The organism is Rathayibacter oskolensis, assembly GCF_900177245.1.
Taxonomy (GTDB): domain Bacteria; phylum Actinomycetota; class Actinomycetes; order Actinomycetales; family Microbacteriaceae; genus Rathayibacter; species Rathayibacter oskolensis.
Genome location: NZ_FXBM01000003.1, coordinates 168,102 through 188,053 on the forward strand (window position 1 = coordinate 168,102; position 19,952 = coordinate 188,053).

A 19,952-nucleotide genomic window follows, 5' to 3' on the forward strand; every position below is an offset into this window, starting at 1 on the left:
CATCCCTGCGGTGGATGACCCCGGACCCGTCAGAGAAGGCGACCGGGGGGAGCTCAGCGCTCCCGGCCGGTCAGGATGCCTCGGTCGGAGGAATCACTCGAAGAGTGCGTTGATCTGGTCGTTCGCGGTCGCGAACGCGTCGGTCTCGGCGCTCCCCTTCAGGTAGGACTCGATGGTGGCGGTCAGGGTGTCGTTGACGTCGGACCAGTGATCGGCGATCGGGAGCAGCTTCGTCGTGCCCTGGTCGACCTGCTCCGTGAACGCCGAGACGTCCCAGCCCTTCTCGGTGAAAGCGGTGGTCGCCTTCTCGGTGGACGTCTTGATCGCGGGGAACACGACCGCCTCCGAGGCGACGACGTCCTGGCAGGCCGTCGAGCCGAGGTACTTGACCCAGCTCCACGCGGCGTCGGCCTTCTTCGTGCCCGACCAGATGCCGTCCGAGAGGCCGTTGAAGACACTCGCGCGCTCACCCGATGGGCCGACCGGTGTGGGTGCGACCTTGGTTGTGACGTCGCTCTGGCCGAGGTAGGAGGAGTTCATCCAGCTGCCGTCGGTGACCAGGGCGTACCGACCGGCGAGGTAGCCGTTCAGCGGGTCCTGCTCCGAGAGGGCGACGTCGAGGGTGGGCATGTAGCCCTTGTCCTCGAGGCTCTTGTACCAGGTCATCGTCTCGACGAACTTCGGGTCGTCGAAGTTCCACGAGCTCGTCCACGGCGTCTTGTCGCCGAAGTACCAGTCGTTCGAGAGCGCGTACGGCGCCCACGTCTGCTGGCCGGAGGCGTTGAGTCCGCCACCCGAGAGGGCGAGGCCGTAGACGGCGACGTTGCTCTTGTCGAAGCCGGGCTGGTCGCCGTGCACGCCGTTCTTGTCGACGGTCAGCGACGCGATGAGCTTCTCGTACGAGCCGCCGTCGGCCGGGTTCCACTCGAGATCCGACAGCTGATCGGCCGAGTAGCCGGCATCCGTCACCATCTGCTCGTTGTAGAACAGCCCGACGGTGTCGAAGTCCTTCGGGAGGCCGTAGCGCTTGCCGTCCTGGTCCTGCCACAGGTCGGCGAGTCCGTCCTGGTACTGGTCGAGGTCGACGCCGTCCTCCTCGATGCGGTCGGTGATGTCGAGCAGCTGGCCCTGCGACACGAACTGCGGGTAGTAGGAGAGGTGGTCGGCGAACACGTCCGGGGCCGTGCCCGAGGCGAACCCGGTGGTGAGGTTCTGCCAGTAGTCCGACCAGCCGTACTGCTCGATCTTGACCGTCGTGCCGGTCTCCTTCTGGAAGTCGTCGGCGCACTGCTGGTAGGCCGGCTGCTGATTCGAGTCCCAGAGCCAGTACGAGATGGTGGACGCGTCGGCGTCGCCACCGCTGCCCGAGGCGGAGCAGCCGCTCAGCAGGAGCGCCGACGAGGCGAGGACGGATGCGATCCCGATCAGGGAGCGTCTGGTGCGTGTGTGCGTCATTGCAGGGTTCTTTCGTGTGAGGTGGGTGTGGGGAGGTCCGGGCGGCGCTACTTGATGCCGGAGTAGCCGAGGTTGTTGACGAGGCGCCGTCCGAAGACGAGGAAGAGCAGGAGTACGGGGAGTGCGGCGACGAGCGTCCCGGCCATCAGCCCGGCCCAGTCGGGGCCGGTCTGCGGGGTCTGCGAGCGGAAGATGCCCAGGGCGACCGTCAGCACGCGTGAATCGTCGGCGCGACCGACGAGGAGGGGCCAGAAGTACTCGCCCCACGCCGTTATGTAGGTGAGCAGCGAGAGGGTCGCGATCGGCGTGGACGACATCGGGAGGATGACGCGGAAGAAGACCCGGATACGTCCGGCGCCGTCGATCATCGCCGCCTCCTCGATCTCGTGGCTGATGCCGAGGAAGAACTGGCGCATGAAGAACACGGCGAACGGCGTCATGAAGAAGAACGGGAGGATGATGCCCGCGAGCGTGTTCAGCAGCCCGAGATCGCGGATCAGGATGAAGTTGGGCAGCTGGACGAAGATCGGCGGGATCATCAGCGCGGTGAGGAAGAGGAAGAAGACGGCGTCGCGCCCCTTCCACTGCAGGCGGGCGAAGGCGTAGGCGGCCATCGACGAGAAGAACACCTGTCCCGCGGTGATCGCGGTCGCCACGATGACGGAGTTGCGCAGGTACAGCCAGAAGTTGATCGAGCCCGTGCTGCCGCCGTCGGCTGCCGCCTCCGCGGGGGAGGCGAGGCCGAGCACGCGGCGGAAGCCGCCCCAGCTGAACTCGACCGGCAGCAGGTTGCCGGGGTCCTGGAACAGGGCGCTGTTGGTGGACAGCGCCGTGCGGAGCATCCAGTAGAAGGGGAACAGCGTGATGAGGAGGATCACCGTGAGCGACGCCCAGGCGAGGAAGCGTCCCCAGGAGAAGGGGCGACGGCGGCGGGCTCGCTCGGCGGAGGCCGGAGCGGCCGCATCGGGTCCGGCGGACACGGAGGGGGTGAGTGTCGAAGTCATGTCGGGCTCCCGGTCAGGCGAGGTCGGATGAGTCGGAGCGCATGATCTTCAGCTGGAAGTACGCGACGACGGAGAGGACGATCACGAGGAACACGGCCATCGCGCTGGCGTAGCCGAGATCGAACCGCTCGAAGGCCTGCTGGTAGATGTAGTAGTAGATGACCCGGGTCGCGTTGACCGGTCCGCCCTCGGTCGTGACGGCGACGGTGTCGAAGATCTGGAACGAGCCGACGATGGTGATCACCAGCACCAGTGCGAGCACGGGGCGCAGCAGCGGGAGCGTGATCGTCCGGAACATCCGCCACTCGGAGGCGCCGTCGAGTGACGCCGCCTCGTAGTAGGACTCGGGGATCGTCTGCAGCCCGGCGAAGATGAGCAGCGCGGTGTAGCCGAGGAACCGCCACACGTTGATGAGTGCGATGGTGGGGATCGCCGTGGCCTCGTTGCCGAAGAACGCGACCCGGTCGGTGCCGAGCCACTCGAGAGCGACGTTGATGATGCCGGTGGAGTAGTCGGTCATCCAGAACCAGACCAGGGCGACGACCACGTTCGCCACGAGGTAGGGCAGCAGCACGATGCCGCGGATCATCACCGAGCGGGTCAGCCGGTGCAGGAGCACGGCGACTCCGAGGGCGAGCACCGTCTGCACGCCGATGTTGATGACGACGTACTGCAGGGTGACCCAGAGCGCGTTCCAGAACAGCGGATCGGCGAGCATCCGCGTGTAGTTGTCGATGCCGATGAACTCGCCTCCGCCGACGAGGTTCTGGTCGGTGAAGCTGAACCAGAAGCCGCGGAGTGAAGGCACCAGGTAGAAGGCCAGGTAGCCCACTGCGGCGGGAGCGATGAAGAACAGCGCGACGGGGAGTTGCGAGTGCCGGCGACGCTGTCCCTCCCGTGAGGCGGGTCGGGTGATGGTGCTCATGACAGCGCCTCCAGTGGAGCGGCAGGAAGGGGAGAGGTGTCCGCGGCGATCGGACGGAGGAGGGCCGAGGCGGTGCGCGGGGTCATCGGACGGCGGTCACGTGCACGAGAGCGGAGTGATCCGGGTCCAGGGCAGGGACCTCGATCCCGATGGTGCCGAGCAGCGCTCCCCGCAGGGTCACGCCCTCCGCGGACCACCAGGCCGGATGCACTCGGGCGTCGAACGGAGCCTGCGCCCCCGGCCCCGCCGGAGTGACGCGGTACCGCGTGCCCGCATCGAGACCGGGGAGGCGGATACGCCGAGCCGGCCAGGTGACGGTGCGCTCGAGGAGGGTCACCGCGTAGAGCGCCTCGTGCCTGTCGGCACTGACGGCTCCGTGGAGCCAGAGGGCGTCGTCCTCGGACGAGTCGCGGATGACGGTACCCGCGTGCAGGAGGCTGCGGTGGCGCTTGTAGAGCGCGACCCACTCGGCGAGAGCCTCGCGCTCCTGCTCGGTCGCGGCCCCGAGGTCCCACTCGATGCCGAAGTGCCCGAAGAGCGCGGTGGCGGCGCGGAAGTCGAGGTCGAGCCGTCGTCCGGTCGTGTGAGCCTGCAGAGAGCCGACGTGGCTGCCGACGAGCTCGGGCGGGAGCAGCTGCTGCGTCCACCGCTGGATGTGCTGGCGCTCGTGCGCATCGATGCAGTCGGAGGCCCAGACGCGGTCGGTCCGCTCCAGGATCTCGAGGTCGACGCGTGCGCCGCCCGACGAGCAGGACTCGATCTCGAGGCCGGGCAGCGTGGCACGGAGCTCGTCGAGAAGCCGGTAGGTCGCGAGTGTCTGCTCGTGCACGCCCGGACGACCGGTGCGGGTCGACCCGGCGTCGATGAGGTCGCGGTTGTGGTCCCACTTGAGGAAGGAGATCCCGTACTCGCGGACGAGCGCCGAGATGCTGTGGCGCACGTGCCGGAACGCGCCCTCGTGCGTGAGGTCGAGGACCTGCTGGTGCCGGGCCTCGACGGGGAGGCGTCCAGCGACCTGGAGCAGCCACTCAGGGTGGGCCCGGGCCAGATCGGAGTCGAGGTTGACCATCTCGGGCTCGACCCAGAGCCCGAACTGCATGCCGAGCGACTGCACGTGATCGACGAGAGCGCGGAACCTGCCTCCACCCCACACCTCCTCGGCGAGGACCCAGTCGCCGAGGCCGGCCGTGTCGTCGCGACGCGCGCCGAACCAGCCGTCGTCGAGGACGAACCGCTCGACTCCCACCTGTGCGGCGAGGTCGGCGAGACCGGTGAGCCGGTCGAGATCGTGGTCGAAGTAGACGGCCTCCCAGACGTTCATGACGACAGGGCGGGGCGACGTCGGATGGGTGTCTCGGGCCCGGAGATGACCGTGCACCCGTGCAGCGGCGTCGTCGAGGCCGACGCCGTAGACGCCGTAGATCCAGGGAGCCGTGTAGGTCTCGTCCTGCTGCAGGACGATCTCGCCCGGCAGGAGCGACTCGCCGCCGAGCAGCAGGCGCTCGCCGGTGAAGATGCGCTCGGCGACGGAGCGGTGGTTGCCGCTGAAGGCGACGTGCAGTCCCCACACCTCGCCGCCGCGGAAGTCGAAGCCGGGCTCGCCCGCCGTCAGCAGGAAGGCGGCGTCGGCGCCTGTGCGTCCGTGCCTGCCCTCGCGGGTGCGGGCCCCGACCTGGAACGCCGAGCGCTGCGGGATCCGCTCCTTCGACCAGCGGCCGGCGAAGTCGAGCAGCTCGTCGGCATTGCCGGGCACAGGGAGTGCGACATCGAGGCCGTCGACGATGTAGGGGCTGGCTGCGAGGTTCGTCACGGCGGCACGGGCCCTCAGGAGCCCCGTCGCGAGGAGCTCGAGCCGGAGCGTCAGGCTCAAGTCGGTGGCCTGATCTATCGACTCGACGACGAGGACGCCACCGCCCGCCGGGAGGTCGTCGTTCTCGACGCTCGTCGGGACGAACCGGGGCGACCAGCCCTCGCCCAGGCGGTGACCGCGGAGGCCGGGGGTGCCGGTCCATCCCGTCCACGCCTCGGGAACGAGCGCGACCTTCGGAGCGACGTCGACGCCGTTCGCGGCGTTCGGACCGTCGACGGCACGCGCGAAGTCGCGCAGCTCGTCGTCGGCGAGATCGCCCGCGTCCGCTCCCCAGTGCACGATCCGGGGGAGCGAGTCCCGCGGGATCTCGACGATCACGCTCACTCCCCCGGCGGCGAGGCGCACCAGCCGGGGCGCCGTCGTCGGTGCGATCGACGGTTCTTCCTGTCGCGGTGGTGTCATCACCATGCGTCCTACTCCCTTGTACGAACAGACGTCCGTCGCGAGCCGGATTCGCTCTGCAAACGTTGGTCAGGAAAGTAGCACGGGGATGAGCAGGTCTGCAAACGTACGTCAAGTGGTCGGCAGCTGTGGGCGACCAGGTGCCGGGAGCGCAGTGAACCTGAGGACGATCAGGGCGCGGGAGGGGGCGCGGTGCTCTCGCGGATCACGATCTCGGCGGTCGCGATGCTGTCGCGGGGGCGCACGCCCGTCTCGATCCACTCCTGCAGCAGGGCGAAGGTGCGCCGTCCGAGGTCCGAGAAGTCCTGACGGACGGTCGACAGTGCGGGCGACCACATCGCTGCGAACGACTGGTCGTCGAAGCCCATCACGCTGACGTCGGCCGGCACCCGCACACCCCGCTCGGTGAGCTCCCTGATGACTCCGATCGCGACCTCGTCGTTGCCGCAGAGGATCGCCGTCGCTCCCGCCGGCACCAGCTTCGCGGCCCGGTAGCCGGAGGAGGGGTCGTAGTCGGCACTGACGACCGCCGGCACGGGCGCTCCGGCCTCCTCGAGCGCCTGCCGCCAGCCCCACTCGCGACCACTCCGCTCCCGAGTGGAGGGGATGGCGACGTGATGGACGGTCTGGTGCCCGAGGGAGAGCAGGTACTCGGTCGCGCGCCGGCCGCCCTCGAAGTCGTCGAGGTAGGCGTGAGGAAGGTCCTCCCCCTGCTTGACGGCGCCGGCCGAGGCGACGACGGGCACCGATCGCGGCAGCGCGGCCAGGGTCTGGGATCCGACGGCGTCGAAGTCGATGACGACCGCACCCGCGATCGACCGCGTCGCGACGCTGTCGACCGCGCGCTCGAGGTCGGCCGGGTCGGCCGACTCGACCACGGTGATCATGACCACGTAGCCCGCGGCGCGTGCGGCCTCCTCGATGCCCTGCAGCGTCGCCGCGTAGCCCCAGCGGAGGGTGTTCTTCGCGATCACGGACACGACGGACGATCTGCCGCTGACCAGTGCTTGAGCCGCGGCGTTGGGGCGGTAGCTGAGCTCGGCGATGGCCTTCTCGACACGCTCGCGCGTTCGCGAGCTGACCGGGGTCCGGCCGGTGATCACCCGCGACACCGTCGACAGACTGACTCCGGCCTGTGCCGCCACGTCAGCGAGCACCGGTACCGGAGTCAAGTCGTCCATCCACCGAGAGTATCCCGCGTGCCGCCGACCCGACCGCGGCGAGACAGGCGCGAGCGGCGCGCACCGCGACCGAGCAGCCCGTCGAGCGATAGAGGCTCCCGACCTCGCTGCCGGACGCGAGAGCACCGCCGTCCTCGGCGGGTCTTCCCCTCCAGCCGCCGCCCCTCACCCGCCGACCGACCGTCGAACAGGAAAGAAGCCCGATGATCAGCACCCCCGCCCTCGCATCCCTGGGCCGACCGCCGTCGAAGCGCGATGGATCTCGAGGCGCTTACCGGTCGGACGGTTGCTGATGGCGAAACCGCCTCCGGGGTACGGTGCGATGACCCACGGGTGGTCGAGCGCTCCGTTGTCGGTCCACAGCACCGCGCGGGCGCCCACGGAGGCCGAGGCGTCCCAGATGCCGACGGCCGAGGAGACGTCGCCGGTGCGGTCAGCCGGCCCGCAGGGCCAGCAGCCAGGCGTAGAGCGCCATCGACAGGAGGTAGCAGCCGGCGATGATCGCGTAGCCCGCGACGTACACGCGTGCAGGGCGGCCCCGCGCGGTCCACCAGCTGAACCTCCGGAACGCCCAGGGGACGAAGATCCAGCCGAGGAGCTGCGTCGACACGACGTTCCCGATGAACAGCGACAGCCAGAACGGCACGCCGTGTGCGGCGAACAGCGGATCCGCGATGAAGTAGCTCCAGAGGAACACGATCGGGTACAGCATCAGCAGTACCAGCAGATTGCTCTTGAACACCGGATCCGGCACCGGCTTGTCGCGACCGGCCCAGAAGCCGAAGCCGTAGCTCGCCCGGGTCAGCGAGAGCTGCTGGTTGTAGGCCGAGCCGTCGGCGAGCAGCGCCGTCCGCTCCGGCGACTCGATCCAGCGGTCCAGGTCGGCCTCGGTGTCGAAGCTCAGCACGACGACCCAGTCGTCCTGCACGCCCGGTATCGGGCGCTCGACCCTGTGCCCGACGAAGCCCTCGAAGTGCGACTCCGCCGCCGAGATGCGACGCTGCCAGGCCAGGAAGGCGGCCTCGTCCTCCGGTGCCACCCGGCTCGTGATCAGCACCGATGCCGCCTCGGAGGGGTGCTTCGCCTCCTCGGTGAACAGGTGCACCGAGTCGTTGCCGACGAGCACCCCCTCCATCTCCTCGAGTAGCGTCGCGCGCTCGGGGCTCTGGAGCCAGCTGCGCGCGGCGTCGCGGTCGCGGAATCGCTCGACGACGATCCAGTCGACCTGGTGCGGAGGATCGGGGCGGAGGACCTCGCGGCCGAGGAAGCCGGGCCGGCCCTCGAGCCGCTCGCCGACCGCCTCCTGCCAGGCCTCGTACCGGGCGTAGTCCGACTCGGCGAGGCGTCGATGCGCGACCAGCGACACAGGAGCCGAGACGGCGGTGGCGTCGGCCACCGTCAGGCCTTCTTGTAGGCGAGCTCGCCCATCACCCAGGTCTGATCGACGGCGCGCTCGTCGCCGACCATCATGATGCCGAACAGCAGCTCGCGGACCACGTCCTGGGTCAGCTCGCCGCCGTCGTGGGCGAGGCTCTGGTGCCAGGAGGCGGCGGGGGGCCCGGCCGTCCAGTCCAGCGCGACGAAGTCGGCCTCCTTGCCGATGTCGAAGCTGCCGACGAGGTCGTCGATGTACAGCGCCTCCGCACCGCCCTTCGTGACGGAGTAGAAGGCGCGGTAGGGCGAGAGCTTGTTGCGCTCGGACTCCGCGAGGTCCATCTCGCTCGGAACGATGCTGCCGTCGAGGATCGTGTTGTTGAGCATGCCCACCTTGTAGGCGTCCTCGAGCGTGTTGAGGAGACTGAAGCGGTTGCCGCCGCCCATGTCGGTGCCGAAGCTGAGCAGCACCCGGTGCTCGGGGTCCGTCGCCCGGCCCAGACGGAACAGACCGGAGCCGAGGTAGAGGTTCGACGACGGGCAGAACGCGACGGCCGCTCCCGACTGCGAGAAGCGCCGGAACTCGTCGTTCGAGAGCCAGACACCGTGCCCGCCGGTGAACTTCGGGCCGACGAGGTCGTACTTCTCGTAGACGGCGAGGTAGTCGTGGCAGTCCTGGTGCAGCGCGAGCACGCCGTGGATCTCGGCCGGGTTCTCGGAGATGTGGGTGTTGATCCAGACGTCGGGGTGCTCCTCCTTCAGCCGTCGGCAGGCGTCGAGCAGCTCCTCGGAGGCGCCGAAGGCGAAGCGGGGCGTGATCGCGTAGAGGTTGCGGCCGACCCGGTGGTGCTTCTCGATGAGGGCACTGCTGTCGGCGTAGAACTGCTCGGGAGTGTTCGCGAAGTAGTCGGGCACGTGGCGGTCGATACCCGTGAGGCCGCCGATCATCCGCATGTTCCGCCTGGCCGCCTCCTCGAAGAAGACCTCGTTGCAGGTGAGGCTGCCCGTGGTGAACGCCTGAGCCGTGGTCGTTCCCGAGGCGAGCAGGTTGTCGAAGAAGTGCGTCGTGCCCTCGAGTGCGTAGTCGCGGTCGGCGTACTTGTGCTCCTCGGGGAACACCCACTTCTGCAGCCACGGCAGCAGCTGCTCGCCGTACGCCCCGAGCACCCGGGTCTGCGGCAGGTGGATGTGGCCGTCGATGAAGCCCGGCACGATGATCCGGTCGGCGATCTCGGTGACCGGCACGTCCGGGTGCTTCTCCGAGAGCTCGGAGTACGGGCCGAAGTCGACGATGATGCCGTCCTCGAGGACGAGCAGCCCGTCGGAGTGGAACCTGGTCGCCGCCTCCTCGTCGCCCACATGCTTCCACGGGTCGTCGATGAAGTCGAGGAAGGTGCCGCGGATCGCCGTCAAGGCCACTGTGTACTCCTGGGGAGGTGCTCCCGCGCGAGGGCACGGGGTATCTGGCTCAGCGTGGCAGGGAGGGGCGGGGCGGGGCGATCCCCCGTTAAGGCTTGCCGCCTCCGCTGCGCACCCTTCTGAGAGTGGCAGCAGTGGAAGCAACCACCTCGTCCGCAGGAGGGTACCTCACCCGGAGAGAGGCCAGGGCCCGGTCGTCCCGCCGATACTGCGAACAGCGGCTTCGATATCCGCTTGGATTCGGAGGATGCTCCCGGACCATTTGAAGTTCGTCTGGTCGGGTATGGTGCCTTCGACTTCGCCATCGGCAGGGAGTGAGCCGGTGAGAGAGATGGTGAGAGTCCAGAAGATGGCAACGCGATTACCCGCAGTCAGAGTGATCGCTCTTTCGCTGAGCGACGAGATATAGATTGATTCCACCAGTCGAGGAGCCGCTGGGTCGGTTCCGGCGTTGATGCAGGTGTCGTAGTCACTCTTGAAGGTCGCGAATTGCCTGTTGCCGCCGAAGCTGTTCACTCCGGAGAACAGAACCAGGAAGAACTCAGCGGGGGTGGCCGGGACTGAGAAGGATCTCGGTTGCAGGTAGCCCGGAAGATGTACCGGCGTATTCCGTCGACGCACGACTGCTCCGTCGTCGCTGGCACCACTCCCAGCCCGCTTCCTTCTGCCACGCACGAAGAAGACGATCGCGACGACGAGAATCGCGAGCACAAGAAAGATTGTGGGATCCATGCGATGAGAGTATCCCGCAGACGAGCCCTTGCATCCTCTTCATCCGGAGACGATGCCTTTCACGGGTGGTGATCGAGCGTGCTCTTGGCAGTTCTTTTCTCCGTTGCGGACTCGAGAGCATCACCGCCGACGACCCCGGAGGTCCCGGTCTCCGCGGCGTCCTTCGAGGCCGACTCCCCCTTCAGGTACTCCGCCGAGATCACCCGGTACGACCGCGTGAGCATCGCCGCTCCGGCCGCGACCACCATGATGATCCCTCCGATGAGGAACACGAGCGCGATGCCCCGCCCGATGCCGTCGCCGAGGAGCCAGCCGAAGGTCGACCGCCCGGCCGACGACTCCATGTAGGGGATGAGGGCGAACTCGGCGATCGGGGCGATGAGGAACGAGGTGACCGGCGCCGCCGCCGACTCGAACGCGGCGGCGAAGCCGAAGACCCGGCCCTGGGTCTCGAACGGGACGACCTTCTGGATGACCGTCTGCTCGGAGGCCTCGACCGCGGGGATCAGCGTCATGTAGATCCAGATGCCGCCGGCGTAGAGCCACCACCAGTCGCGGAGGGTGAACAGCGCGCCGATCAGCCCCATCGCCATCACGAGCAGCAGCATCGTGCGGATCGGGTTCTTCCCGAGGCCGAACTTGGCGACCAGCAGACCGCCGATGATGAAGCCCGTCGCGGTCACGCCGAGCACGACTCCCCACAGTTCGACCGGGAACAGCTCGAGCCCGTACGGATCCATCAGCGCCATGTAGACGCCGCCGATCAGGTTGTTGAACGTCGAGAACACGATGAGCGCGAACAGGCCGGTCGCCGCTCGGACCGCCGTGATGCTGCCGCGCAGATCGATGAGCGGGGCCCGGTCGCCGACGACAGGCGCGTCTTCGGGGATGCGCAGGAAGAACAGGTGCAGAAGGGCCGCTGCGGAGGCGACGATCGCGATGAGCATCGTCCAGCCCATCCCGAGCAAGCCGATCGACAGCCCGCTGAAGACGCTCGTGACCACGAACGCGAGCCCCTGCACGGTGCCGACCAGGCCGTTCGCGTTGGCGTGGCGTTCGGTCGGAACGAGCAGGGTCACCGTCGTGGACAGGGCGATGTTGCGCATGTTCTCGATGACCGCGCCGAACAGGATCACGCCCGAGAACAGCCAGAACCACGGGCCGCCGAGATCCAGCAGCGCCGACTCCGGAAGCGCCAGGTAGAGGCCGCCGGCGACGCCGAACGACACCAGCGTGACCGCGCCCGCGAACACCATCACCCGGTACTTGCGGTGCCGGTCGACGATGGTGCCGAAGGCCATCGAGAAGATCGCGACGAGCAGCATGTAGGCGCCGCCGATGATGCCGGTGGCGAGCACCGACCGCGTCTCGAGGTACACCCAGAAGGTGAGTGCGAACCAGAGGAAGCTCGTCGTCACGTTCGCGACGGCCGTGTTCACGAGGATCTGGTGGAAGGTCCGGAGTTTCGCGGCGCCGGGATCGGCGGTCGCGGAGGCGGGAGCGGTCTGGGACATGACTTCCTTCCGCTCGAGGACGGCACCGCCGTCGCAGCCACTGTAAGAGGACTTACCGGCCGAGGGAACCCGTTCTCGGCGAGACACCGCGCTGAACGCGGCATCTCGGCGCGAACGGGTTCCCTCGCAGCGGCAGCCCTACTCCGGCATCGAGAAGTCGGCGAAGTCGAACCCCGGCGACACCAGGCAGCTCACCACCGAGTCGTCGCCCGAGGGCAGCGTCCGCTGCCACACGTCCGCCGGCACGACCGCCTGCACCGGGAGCCCCTCGACAGCCGAGCCGAGCACCACGGTCTCGCCCTCGTCCGGAGCCTCGCCGAGCCCTCCGTACTGCAGCGCCACCCGGCCGGGCCCGTTCCAGATCCACGTCTCGGTCGACGACACCCGGTGCCACGCCGAGCACTCGCCCGCCGGCAGCAGGAACACGATCAGAGTCGCCGCCGGCCGCTCGCGCACCGACCCGTCGGCCGACCGCAGCACCACCTGCTCCGGCGACGTCCACGTGCGCCGGTACCAGCCCCCCTCCGGATGCGGCTCGAGCCCCATCGACACCGCGAGGGCCGGACGTCGGACGCTCTCGAGCACCCGCCCGTCGACGCTCAGACGGTCGACCACCTCGTTCGTCAGCTCTGCCATCGGACCTCCCCGGAGATGATCGTGGCGAGGGCGGTCCCCTCGCCGGCTTCGACGATCGCGGCGACCACGTCGTCGGCGGAGGATCCCGCGACGTCCAGCACCGCGAGATCGGCCAGCGACCCCGGCGACAGCGTGCCGAACGACTCCGCCGCCCCCATGGCCACGGCCCCACCGAGCGTCGCCGCCGCGAGCAGCCGACGGTGCAGATCGGGGGCCGCGTACCCCTGGGCGCGCGCGATCCGGTACAGCTCGGCCACGTCGCCGAGCAGGTCGAGCGACGGCGTCGACGACAGCGAGTCGGTGCCGACGGCGATCGCGTTGCCCTCGCGCAGGTAGTCGGCCACCGGCGCCTCGTCGAGCCCGATCACCGCGTTCGAGCGCGGGCAAAGCGCGACCGAGGTGCCGCTGCGTCGCAGGGTCGCGCGGTCGTCCGCGTCGACGTAGATGCCGTGCGCGATGTGCACGTCGTCGCCCAGCGCTCCGATGGTCTCGGCGTAGGCGACCGGCCGCAGGGCGCTGCCGCCGTTGCGCAGCAGGTGGAACCCGTCGTACCCCCAGCGCCGCCACTGCTCGGCGAGGTCGCCGCGGCCGTGCATCGTGTACTCCGCCTCCCACGCCGATTCGGCCAGGTGCAGGTGCCGGCGCACGCCGAGCTCCTGCGACAGCGGAGTCAGGTCGCTCAGCACGGGGGTGTCGAGCGAATAGGGGGCGTGCGGCGAGAGCCCGATGCGGGTAACTCCGGAGGTGCGCACCAGCTCCGCGGTGATCGCGCGGCCGCTCCCGCGCCAGTCGTCCTCGAGGAGGCTCATCAGCTCCCAGTAGGCGATCCCGTGCACGCGGCCCGCCTCGAGCACGCCCAGCGCGTCGAGGTCGGTGACGATGTCGGCGATGGCGGTGGTGCCGGTCGAGACGGCGATCTCGAGCCCGGCGGCGGCGGAGGCGCCCCAGTCGTGCGGCTCCTCGTAGACCACCTGGAACGCCCGCGACCAGTCCTCGAACCCGTCGTAGCGACCGGCGCCCACCGAGGCCATGCAGGTGTACTGGAGGTGCGAGTGCGCGTTCACGAGGCCCGGCACGATCGCGCCGTCCCACTCCGTCACCGCCGCGCCCTCGTCGAGTGCGCGCAGCTCGTCGCCCGTGCCGACCGCGACGATCCGCTCGTCGCGCACGAGCACGCCTCCGCGGCGGATCGGCTCGCCGGCCACCGGCAGCACCCACGGGGCGAGGTGCAGCGTCGCGCTCACGGGATCCACGCCGAGGGCATGACTCCGGCGATGCTCGCGACGCTCGCCGCCACGGCCAGCAGGACCGCGACGCCGGTCACCGCCCAGTCGGCCGGCGTGTAGCGGATCTCGCGCAGCCAGGTGCGCTTGCGCGTCCCGAAGCCGCGCAGATCGAGCGCGTCGACCGTGTCCTCCGCGTCGACGAAGGAGGTGATCGTCACCGGCACCAGGAGCGGCGTCACCTCGCGCAGGCGCCGCACCGGATTGCGGGTCGACGACCTCTCGTAGCCGCGGAGCCGCTGGGCCGCCGCGGTCTCGCTCAGGTTCGCCGCGGCGCTCGGCAGGAACTTGAAGGTGAGGTCGATGCCGTAGGCGAAGCGCGCCGGCAGTCCGAGCCGCGCGAATGCGACCGCGAGATCGCCGGGGCGGATCGCGAAGGCCAGGGGGAACCCGACCGCGACCAGCGCGACGAAGCGCAGCAGCATGTTGACCGCGTACGAGACCGCCCCCTCGGTGATCGGCAGACCGATCACCGGCACGGTGAAGAGCGTGGCGCCCGACTCAGGTTCGCCCGAGCTCGTCGCGCCGACGATCAGCCCGTTGATCCCCGCGAAGACCACGACGAACACGGCGACGACCGCCCAGTTGGAGCGGACCTCGCGGAACGGGATCCGCGCGCTGAGGTAGTAGGCGAGCGCCACGGCGAGCAGCGCCGCCATCCACCGCAGATCGCGCACCTGGGTCGCGGCGATGACGAACATCACCGGGACCAGGATCAGCACGCGCGGATCCCGACGACCGAGGAAGGAGTCACCGCCGAGATAGCGAGGCGATACCTCCATCTCGCGCGCCCGTCAGCGTCCGGCGAGGTTCTGGAGCGGCTTCCAGACCCGGTCGAGCACAGGGACGAGGATGATCGCGGTGATGCCCGTCGCGAGGATCGCGAGGAGGTAGGAGCCGAAGAACCAGTACTCGAAGGTCGCGCCCAGCAGCAGGTCGGTGACCGTGAAGAGCAGCCCGACGACGACTGCGGCGACCGCGATCGCGGCGGCCCAGACGAGCTGGCGGCCGGTCGTGCGCGGCTCCTTCGCGTAGTAGCCGATCAGCCCGGCGAGCAGGCCCACGAGGCCGTTCGCGATGCTCCAGTTCCAGTAGGTGAGGAACCCGTAGCCCAGGATCTGGTCGACGATCGCGTTGCCGACTGCGCCGGTGAAGAAGCCGGCGACCGGTCCGAAGCGCAGGCCCACGAAGGGGATGATCGCGATCGCTGGGCGGATCGAGATCATCGTGCCGGGGATCACGAAGCTCAGGGCGCCGAGCGCGCCGTAGAGCGCGGCGCCGACGGCGCCGAAGACGATGGTGCGCGACGAGACGGCCCAGGGGCCCGTCTTCGCGGCGGTGGAGGAGGCGGTCACGGGTGCGTCCTTTCGAGGGGGTGGGGTGGGGCGGTGGGTTCCGCGCGGCGCAGGCGCCGGGCGAGGTCGAGCGGGCGCGGGAGGCGTCCGCTTTGGGGTCCGTGGCGCCGCGCGGCGCGCACGAAGTCGGTCTCGCGGAGCACCGCGCGGGCGTGCTCCGCCCGGGCGCCCGGCACGTGCCAGAGGTCGGCGTCGTTCACGATCTCGGCCGGAGTCGCGTCGGCGACGATCCCGCCTCCGTCGACGACCACGATGCGGTCGGCCCTGGCGAGCGCCATGTCGATGTCGTGGGTGATGAAGTAGACGCTGTCGATCCCGTCGATCGCCCAGACCGCGTCGAGGAAGTGGCTCGAGGAGCGCTCGTCCTGCCCCGCTGTCGGCTCGTCGAGGATCAGCGTCCGCGGCTGCAGGGTGAGGGCGAGCGCGACCGCGAGCCGGCGCTGCTGTCCGAAGGACAGGGTGCGCGGCGGCCGCTGCAGGATGCCGGGCACGTCGTGCAGCGAGACGGCGCGGAGGGCGGCGTCGGCGATCGCCGGGATCTCCTCCTCCGGAACGCCGAGATTGCGCGGGCCGAAGGCCAGCTCGGCCTCGACCGACTCGCTGAACAGCGCCTGCCCGGGGTTCTGGAAGAGGTAGCCGCAGGTCGAGACGAGCTCGGCGGCGGTCAGCTCGTGCACCGGGCGCGCGTCGAGCAGCACGCGGCCCCGGCGCGGGGCGACCAGGCCGACCGCGGCGCGCATCAGCGTCGACTTGCCGGCGCCGTTCCGGCCGAGGATCGCGACGCGCTCCCCCGGCTCGAACCGCCTGTCGACGGCCGAGACGATGGTGCGGGCGCCGTAGCCGAGCTCCGCTGCCTCGAAGTGGAGGCGCGCCACCCCGCCGGGGACGACGGCGGGGGCCTCGGCAAGCGGCTCCTCCTCGCCGTGATCGCGGGCGAGCAGCGCCGAGAATGGGAGCTTCACCGATTCCGGCGACGCGACCTCGAGGAACCCGGCGGCGTCGCCGGAGAAGACCACCCGCCCCTCCTCGAGGTACACCACGCGGTCGGGTCGCAGTGCGAGCACCTCGTCGACCCGGTGCTCGACGATCACGGCCGCCCCGCCTCCGTCGACGTAGTCGCGCACCGCGCCGAGCAGCACGTCGGCCGCATCGGGGTCGAGGTTCGCCAGCGGCTCGTCGATCACGATGACCTGCGGCTCGAGCACGAGGATCCCGGCGAACGCGACGAGCTGCAGCTGGCCGCCCGAGAGCTCGTGCGGTGGCGTCGCCAGCAGCGGGGTAAGCCCGAGCCGCTCCGCGACCCGGTGCGCGCGCTCGCGGATCTCGGCCGGCGCGGTCCCGCGGTTCTCGAGCCCGAACGCGATCTCGGCGAGCACGCTGTGGCCGACCACCTGCTTCGAGGGGTCCTGGAGGAGGGTGCCCACCACCTCCGAGATGTCGCGCAGGGCGAGCGGAGTCGCGTCGCGCCCGTCGACCTCGACGCGCCCGGTCACCTCCGCCCTGTACGAGCGCGGGACGAGCCCGTTGAGCACGCGCAGGAGGGTGCTCTTGCCGCAGCCGGACGGGCCGGCGACGAGCACCACCTCCCCGCGCGACACCGAGAAGCTCGCGTCGACCAGGGCGGGCTGCTCGGCGTTGCGGTAGGTGACGCCGACGCCCTCGAGGCGGAGGAGCTCGGTCACGAGCGTGCTCCGTCCCGCTGCGGCGCGGCGCGGCGGCCGGTCGACGTCCAGCTGCCGAGGAACTCCTGCTGCGCGAGGCTCGGCCGGTCGATGCCGATGCCCAGCGCCGCGAGCTTGGCGCGCGCGACGCGGTCGTCGACCTCCGGAGGCAGCAGGTGCACCGCGGGCACGAGGGTCTCGCGCGCCAGCACGTCGATCGCTGCCGCCTGCACGCCGAACGAGAGGTCCATGATCTCGATCGGGTTGCCCTCGCCCGCCGTGCAGTTGATGCAGCCGCCGTCATCGAGCACGACGATCGAGCGACCGGTGGGGAGCACGAAGCGCTCGAGTGCGTGCCCGACGCTCTCGCGGGTGGCACCGGCGGCGAGCGCCGCGTCGATCGCGATCTCTTGCGCGACGCCTCCCGAGACCGCGACCGCCGCGCCGTCGGGCAGCGCCAGGAGGTGCTCCACGTCGATGGTGTGCGCGATGCCGGTCGCCGAGACGAGCAGGTCGGCGGTCGCGGCCGCCGCCTCGAGCTCGGCGACGTCGTAGCCGGCGAAGACCGCCTCGAGCGCCCGGACCGGGTCGACCTCTGCGATCGTGACGCGGGCGCCGAGCGCGCGGGCGTGCTGCGCGACTCCCCGGCCGACCGGCCCGAAGCCGGCGACGACGACGTGCGCGCGGTCGAGCGGGGTCGCGAGCAGGTCGAGCATCGTCAGCAGCGTCGACTGGCCGGTGCCGTGCCGGTTGTCGAACAGCGTCTTGCAGCGGGCGTCGTTGACGGCGAGCACCGGGATCCGCAGGGCGCCCTCGCGCTCCATGACCCGCAGCGGGCGGAGTCCGCTCGTGGTCTCCTCCGTCGCCCCGCGGAGGGTCTCGAGGGCCTCGGGGCGCTCGGTGTGCGCGAGGCGGGTGACCGAGGAGCCGTCGTCGACCAGGATGTCGAGCCTCCGGTCGAGGAGGTCGAGCGCGAAGGCCCGGTCGTCGGCCGCCGTCGCGTCGGACCGCGCGAAGACCGCGACCCCCGCGTGCTGGAGGGCGGCGGCCGTGTCGTCGTGCGTGTTGGAGGCGCCGCACATCACGCTCACCTCGGCGCCCGCCGCCGCGAGCTCCAGCGCCAGAGTCGCCGTCTTGGGCTCCAGGACGAGCACCAGGCCGATGCGCAGCCCCCGCACGCTGCCGCTCTCGCGCAGCTGACCGACGACACCGCGGGTGACCGGCATGAACCGCGCGGCCCAGTCGATCTTGTCCTGCCCCTGCTGCCAGAGCGAGGCGTCGCGGATGGAGGCGCTCACGCGAGCAGCTCCAGAGCGAGCGCGCGATCGGCGCGGGCGTGAAGTTCGTGAAGGGGCGCGGCGGGATCGGCGGCCGTCGCGTCGCGGAGCGCGAGCGCGAAGCGGGCGCGGAGGCTCTCTCCGGTGCGCCGCGTCGACGCGTCGGCGACCTCGCGCGCCACCAGGAGGAAGGCCTCGCGGTCGGCAGTCATCAGCCGAGCGATACCGGGCCGGCCGGAGGCGGGGTCGGTCGGCGCGATGACGGTCGGAGGCTCCTCCTGCTCGCCGGCGTCGACGAGGAGGAGGGGACCGCCGCCTCCGAGCGCACCGGGCGTCACCGGGTCGGCGAGCTCGCCGGTCGCGAAGGCGATCACCGCGTCGCCCAGCCGGGCGGACTCCGTGGTCGCGACGTCGAGGCCCTGCTGGGCCAGCTCGACGAGAGCGACGGGGTCGTCTCCGACCACGACGACGCGGGCACCCATGGCCGCCGTGCGGGTCGCCAGCTCGGCGGCGAGCCGACCCGAGCCGAGCACGGCGACGCGGGTGTGGGCGAAGGAGAGGTTGCTCGCGCTCGCCGCCGCGCGCAGGACGGCCTGGGCCCAGGCGGAGCGGGTGAGCGCCGCGACCACTCGCGAGGCTTCCGTCGGTGCAGCGGCGGCGTCGGCGTCGGCCAGCCGCTCGAGCAGGAGGGATCGTTCGTGCTCGCGACGCAGCGGAGTGAGGGTGGCGGACATCGGGAGCTCCAGGTGGTGGCGATCGCGCCGGGGCGGGGCCGGCGGCGGAGCGCTTCTAAGCGGTTAGCGTGTGACCATAGTCGCGCCGTATTTCGACCGACCGCTCGTTTATTACGACGACGTGAAACATTCGCCCGTGCCGGTCGAGCAGCTGCCGAAGGCGGCGTGCCGAGACCCACCTCGCGACGACCTCCGCCGATGCACTCCCCCTCACCCGCACGCAGCGATGCACCGGACCCCTGGGGATCCGGTGCATCGCTGTCGTCAGGAGTTCGGTCAGCCCTTCAGGTGCTTCTCACGTCCTCGGCGCTGGGCGAGCATCAGGAGTGCAGCACCGCCGAGCAGGACGAGCATCGCGACCGATGCCGTCACGGCCATCGACGTGCCGTCGGTGCCCGTCGAGGCGAGTCCGACCTGGGGTCCCTGCGGTCCCCGGGGTCCGGCGACGGGGACCGTCGTCGAGTCGGAGGCGGAGGGTCGCGGTCCGGCCACCGGCGGCACGGCCGTCGGCGTGCTGGTCGGCGTCACCGTCGGGGTGACCGTCGGGGTCGGCGTGGCCGTCGGCGTCACCGTCGGGGTGACCGTCGGAGTCGGCGTAGCCGTCGGGGTGACCGTCGGAGTCGGCGTAGCCGTCGGCGTCACCGTGGGCGTCGGCGTGACCGTCGGAGTCCCCGTCGGCGTGACCGTCGGCGTCGGCGTGACCGTCGGAGTCACCGTCGGCGTCACCGTCGGGGTGACCGTCGGGGTGACCGTCGGAGTCGGCGTGACCGTCGGCGTCGGCGTGGGCGTCACGGTCGGAGTCGGCGTGGGACTCGGCGTCACGGTCGGAGTCGGCGTCGGCGTCACCGTCGGTGTGACGGTCGGAGTCGGCGTCGGGGTCACCGTCGGTGTGCCCGTCGGTGTGACGGTCGGAGTCGGCGTCGGGGTCACCGTGGGCGTGACCGTCGGGGTCACCGTGGGCGTGACCGTCGGGGTCACCGTGGGCGTGACCGTCGGGGTCACCGTGGGCGTCACCGTCGGAGTCACAGTAGGCGTCACCGTCGGGGTCACCGTGGGCGTCACCGTCGGAGTCACAGTAGGCGTCACCGTCGGAGTCACCGTGGGCGTCACCGTCGGAGTCACAGTAGGCG

At 70.4% G+C, this 19,952-nt stretch carries 17 protein-coding genes; all 17 read right to left on the reverse strand.

The genetic code is table 11. The features are described from left to right. Positions 1 to 93: 93 nt before the first annotated feature. The gene (locus tag B9Y99_RS15860; RefSeq protein ID WP_085477602.1) at positions 94 to 1,455 is read right to left on the reverse strand and encodes an ABC transporter substrate-binding protein; all 1,362 of its coding nucleotides are present in this window, start codon (positions 1,453 to 1,455) and stop codon (positions 94 to 96) included. A 47-nt stretch (positions 1,456 to 1,502) separates the two neighbouring features. After that, positions 1,503 to 2,459 (reverse strand): carbohydrate ABC transporter permease, encoded by a 957-nt coding sequence (locus B9Y99_RS15865; RefSeq protein ID WP_085477603.1) that lies wholly within the window; start codon positions 2,457 to 2,459, stop codon positions 1,503 to 1,505. Between the two features lie 13 nt (positions 2,460 to 2,472). Continuing rightward, complete coding sequence (locus B9Y99_RS15870) at positions 2,473 to 3,384, reverse strand: carbohydrate ABC transporter permease (RefSeq protein ID WP_085477604.1); 912 nt, start codon at positions 3,382 to 3,384, stop codon at positions 2,473 to 2,475. 82 nt (positions 3,385 to 3,466) lie between these two features. Continuing rightward, positions 3,467 to 5,656 (reverse strand): alpha-galactosidase, encoded by a 2,190-nt coding sequence (locus tag B9Y99_RS15875; protein ID WP_085477863.1) that lies wholly within the window; start codon positions 5,654 to 5,656, stop codon positions 3,467 to 3,469. Between the two features lie 170 nt (positions 5,657 to 5,826). Next, positions 5,827 to 6,837 carry a LacI family DNA-binding transcriptional regulator gene (locus B9Y99_RS15880; protein ID WP_085477605.1) on the reverse strand — a complete coding sequence of 337 codons (1,011 nt, stop codon included), beginning with the start codon at positions 6,835 to 6,837 and terminating at the stop codon, positions 5,827 to 5,829. Positions 6,838 to 7,270: 433 nt separating this feature from the next. Continuing rightward, a complete protein-coding gene (locus B9Y99_RS15885; RefSeq protein ID WP_208856996.1) occupies positions 7,271 to 8,233 on the reverse strand; it encodes an antibiotic biosynthesis monooxygenase in 963 nt (320 codons plus the stop codon). 2 nt (positions 8,234 to 8,235) lie between these two features. Then, complete coding sequence (gene guaD, locus B9Y99_RS15890; RefSeq protein ID WP_208856997.1) at positions 8,236 to 9,624, reverse strand: guanine deaminase; 1,389 nt, start codon at positions 9,622 to 9,624, stop codon at positions 8,236 to 8,238. Between the two features lie 174 nt (positions 9,625 to 9,798). Beyond that, positions 9,799 to 10,362, reverse strand: a complete 564-nt coding sequence (locus B9Y99_RS18595; protein ID WP_129588082.1) for a hypothetical protein — start codon at positions 10,360 to 10,362, stop codon at positions 9,799 to 9,801. Positions 10,363 to 10,421: 59 nt separating this feature from the next. After that, positions 10,422 to 11,876 carry an MFS transporter gene (locus B9Y99_RS15895; protein WP_085477607.1) on the reverse strand — a complete coding sequence of 485 codons (1,455 nt, stop codon included), beginning with the start codon at positions 11,874 to 11,876 and terminating at the stop codon, positions 10,422 to 10,424. A 138-nt stretch (positions 11,877 to 12,014) separates the two neighbouring features. Continuing rightward, entirely contained in the window at positions 12,015 to 12,512 is a 498-nt protein-coding gene (locus tag B9Y99_RS15900; protein ID WP_085477608.1) for a cupin domain-containing protein, read from the reverse strand. Beyond that, positions 12,500 to 13,756 (reverse strand): amidohydrolase family protein, encoded by a 1,257-nt coding sequence (locus B9Y99_RS15905; protein ID WP_085477865.1) that lies wholly within the window; start codon positions 13,754 to 13,756, stop codon positions 12,500 to 12,502. The genes B9Y99_RS15900 and B9Y99_RS15905 overlap by 13 nt, the downstream gene beginning before the upstream one ends. Beyond that, positions 13,753 to 14,517 (reverse strand): energy-coupling factor transporter transmembrane component T family protein, encoded by a 765-nt coding sequence (locus tag B9Y99_RS15910; RefSeq protein WP_165759651.1) that lies wholly within the window; start codon positions 14,515 to 14,517, stop codon positions 13,753 to 13,755. The genes B9Y99_RS15905 and B9Y99_RS15910 overlap by 4 nt, the downstream gene beginning before the upstream one ends. 72 nt (positions 14,518 to 14,589) lie before the next feature. Next, the gene (locus B9Y99_RS18890) at positions 14,590 to 15,150 is read right to left on the reverse strand and encodes an ECF transporter S component (RefSeq protein WP_165759652.1); all 561 of its coding nucleotides are present in this window, start codon (positions 15,148 to 15,150) and stop codon (positions 14,590 to 14,592) included. Continuing rightward, positions 15,147 to 16,832 (reverse strand): ABC transporter ATP-binding protein, encoded by a 1,686-nt coding sequence (locus B9Y99_RS15920; protein WP_085477610.1) that lies wholly within the window; start codon positions 16,830 to 16,832, stop codon positions 15,147 to 15,149. The genes B9Y99_RS18890 and B9Y99_RS15920 overlap by 4 nt, the downstream gene beginning before the upstream one ends. Further along, positions 16,829 to 18,109 carry an adenosylhomocysteinase gene (locus tag B9Y99_RS15925; RefSeq protein ID WP_129588083.1) on the reverse strand — a complete coding sequence of 427 codons (1,281 nt, stop codon included), beginning with the start codon at positions 18,107 to 18,109 and terminating at the stop codon, positions 16,829 to 16,831. The genes B9Y99_RS15920 and B9Y99_RS15925 overlap by 4 nt, the downstream gene beginning before the upstream one ends. After that, positions 18,106 to 18,822 (reverse strand): Rossmann-fold NAD(P)-binding domain-containing protein, encoded by a 717-nt coding sequence (locus tag B9Y99_RS18600; protein ID WP_129588084.1) that lies wholly within the window; start codon positions 18,820 to 18,822, stop codon positions 18,106 to 18,108. The genes B9Y99_RS15925 and B9Y99_RS18600 overlap by 4 nt, the downstream gene beginning before the upstream one ends. 276 nt (positions 18,823 to 19,098) lie before the next feature. After that, complete coding sequence (locus tag B9Y99_RS19095) at positions 19,099 to 19,350, reverse strand: hypothetical protein (RefSeq protein WP_208857005.1); 252 nt, start codon at positions 19,348 to 19,350, stop codon at positions 19,099 to 19,101. Positions 19,351 to 19,952 lie beyond the last annotated feature (602 nt).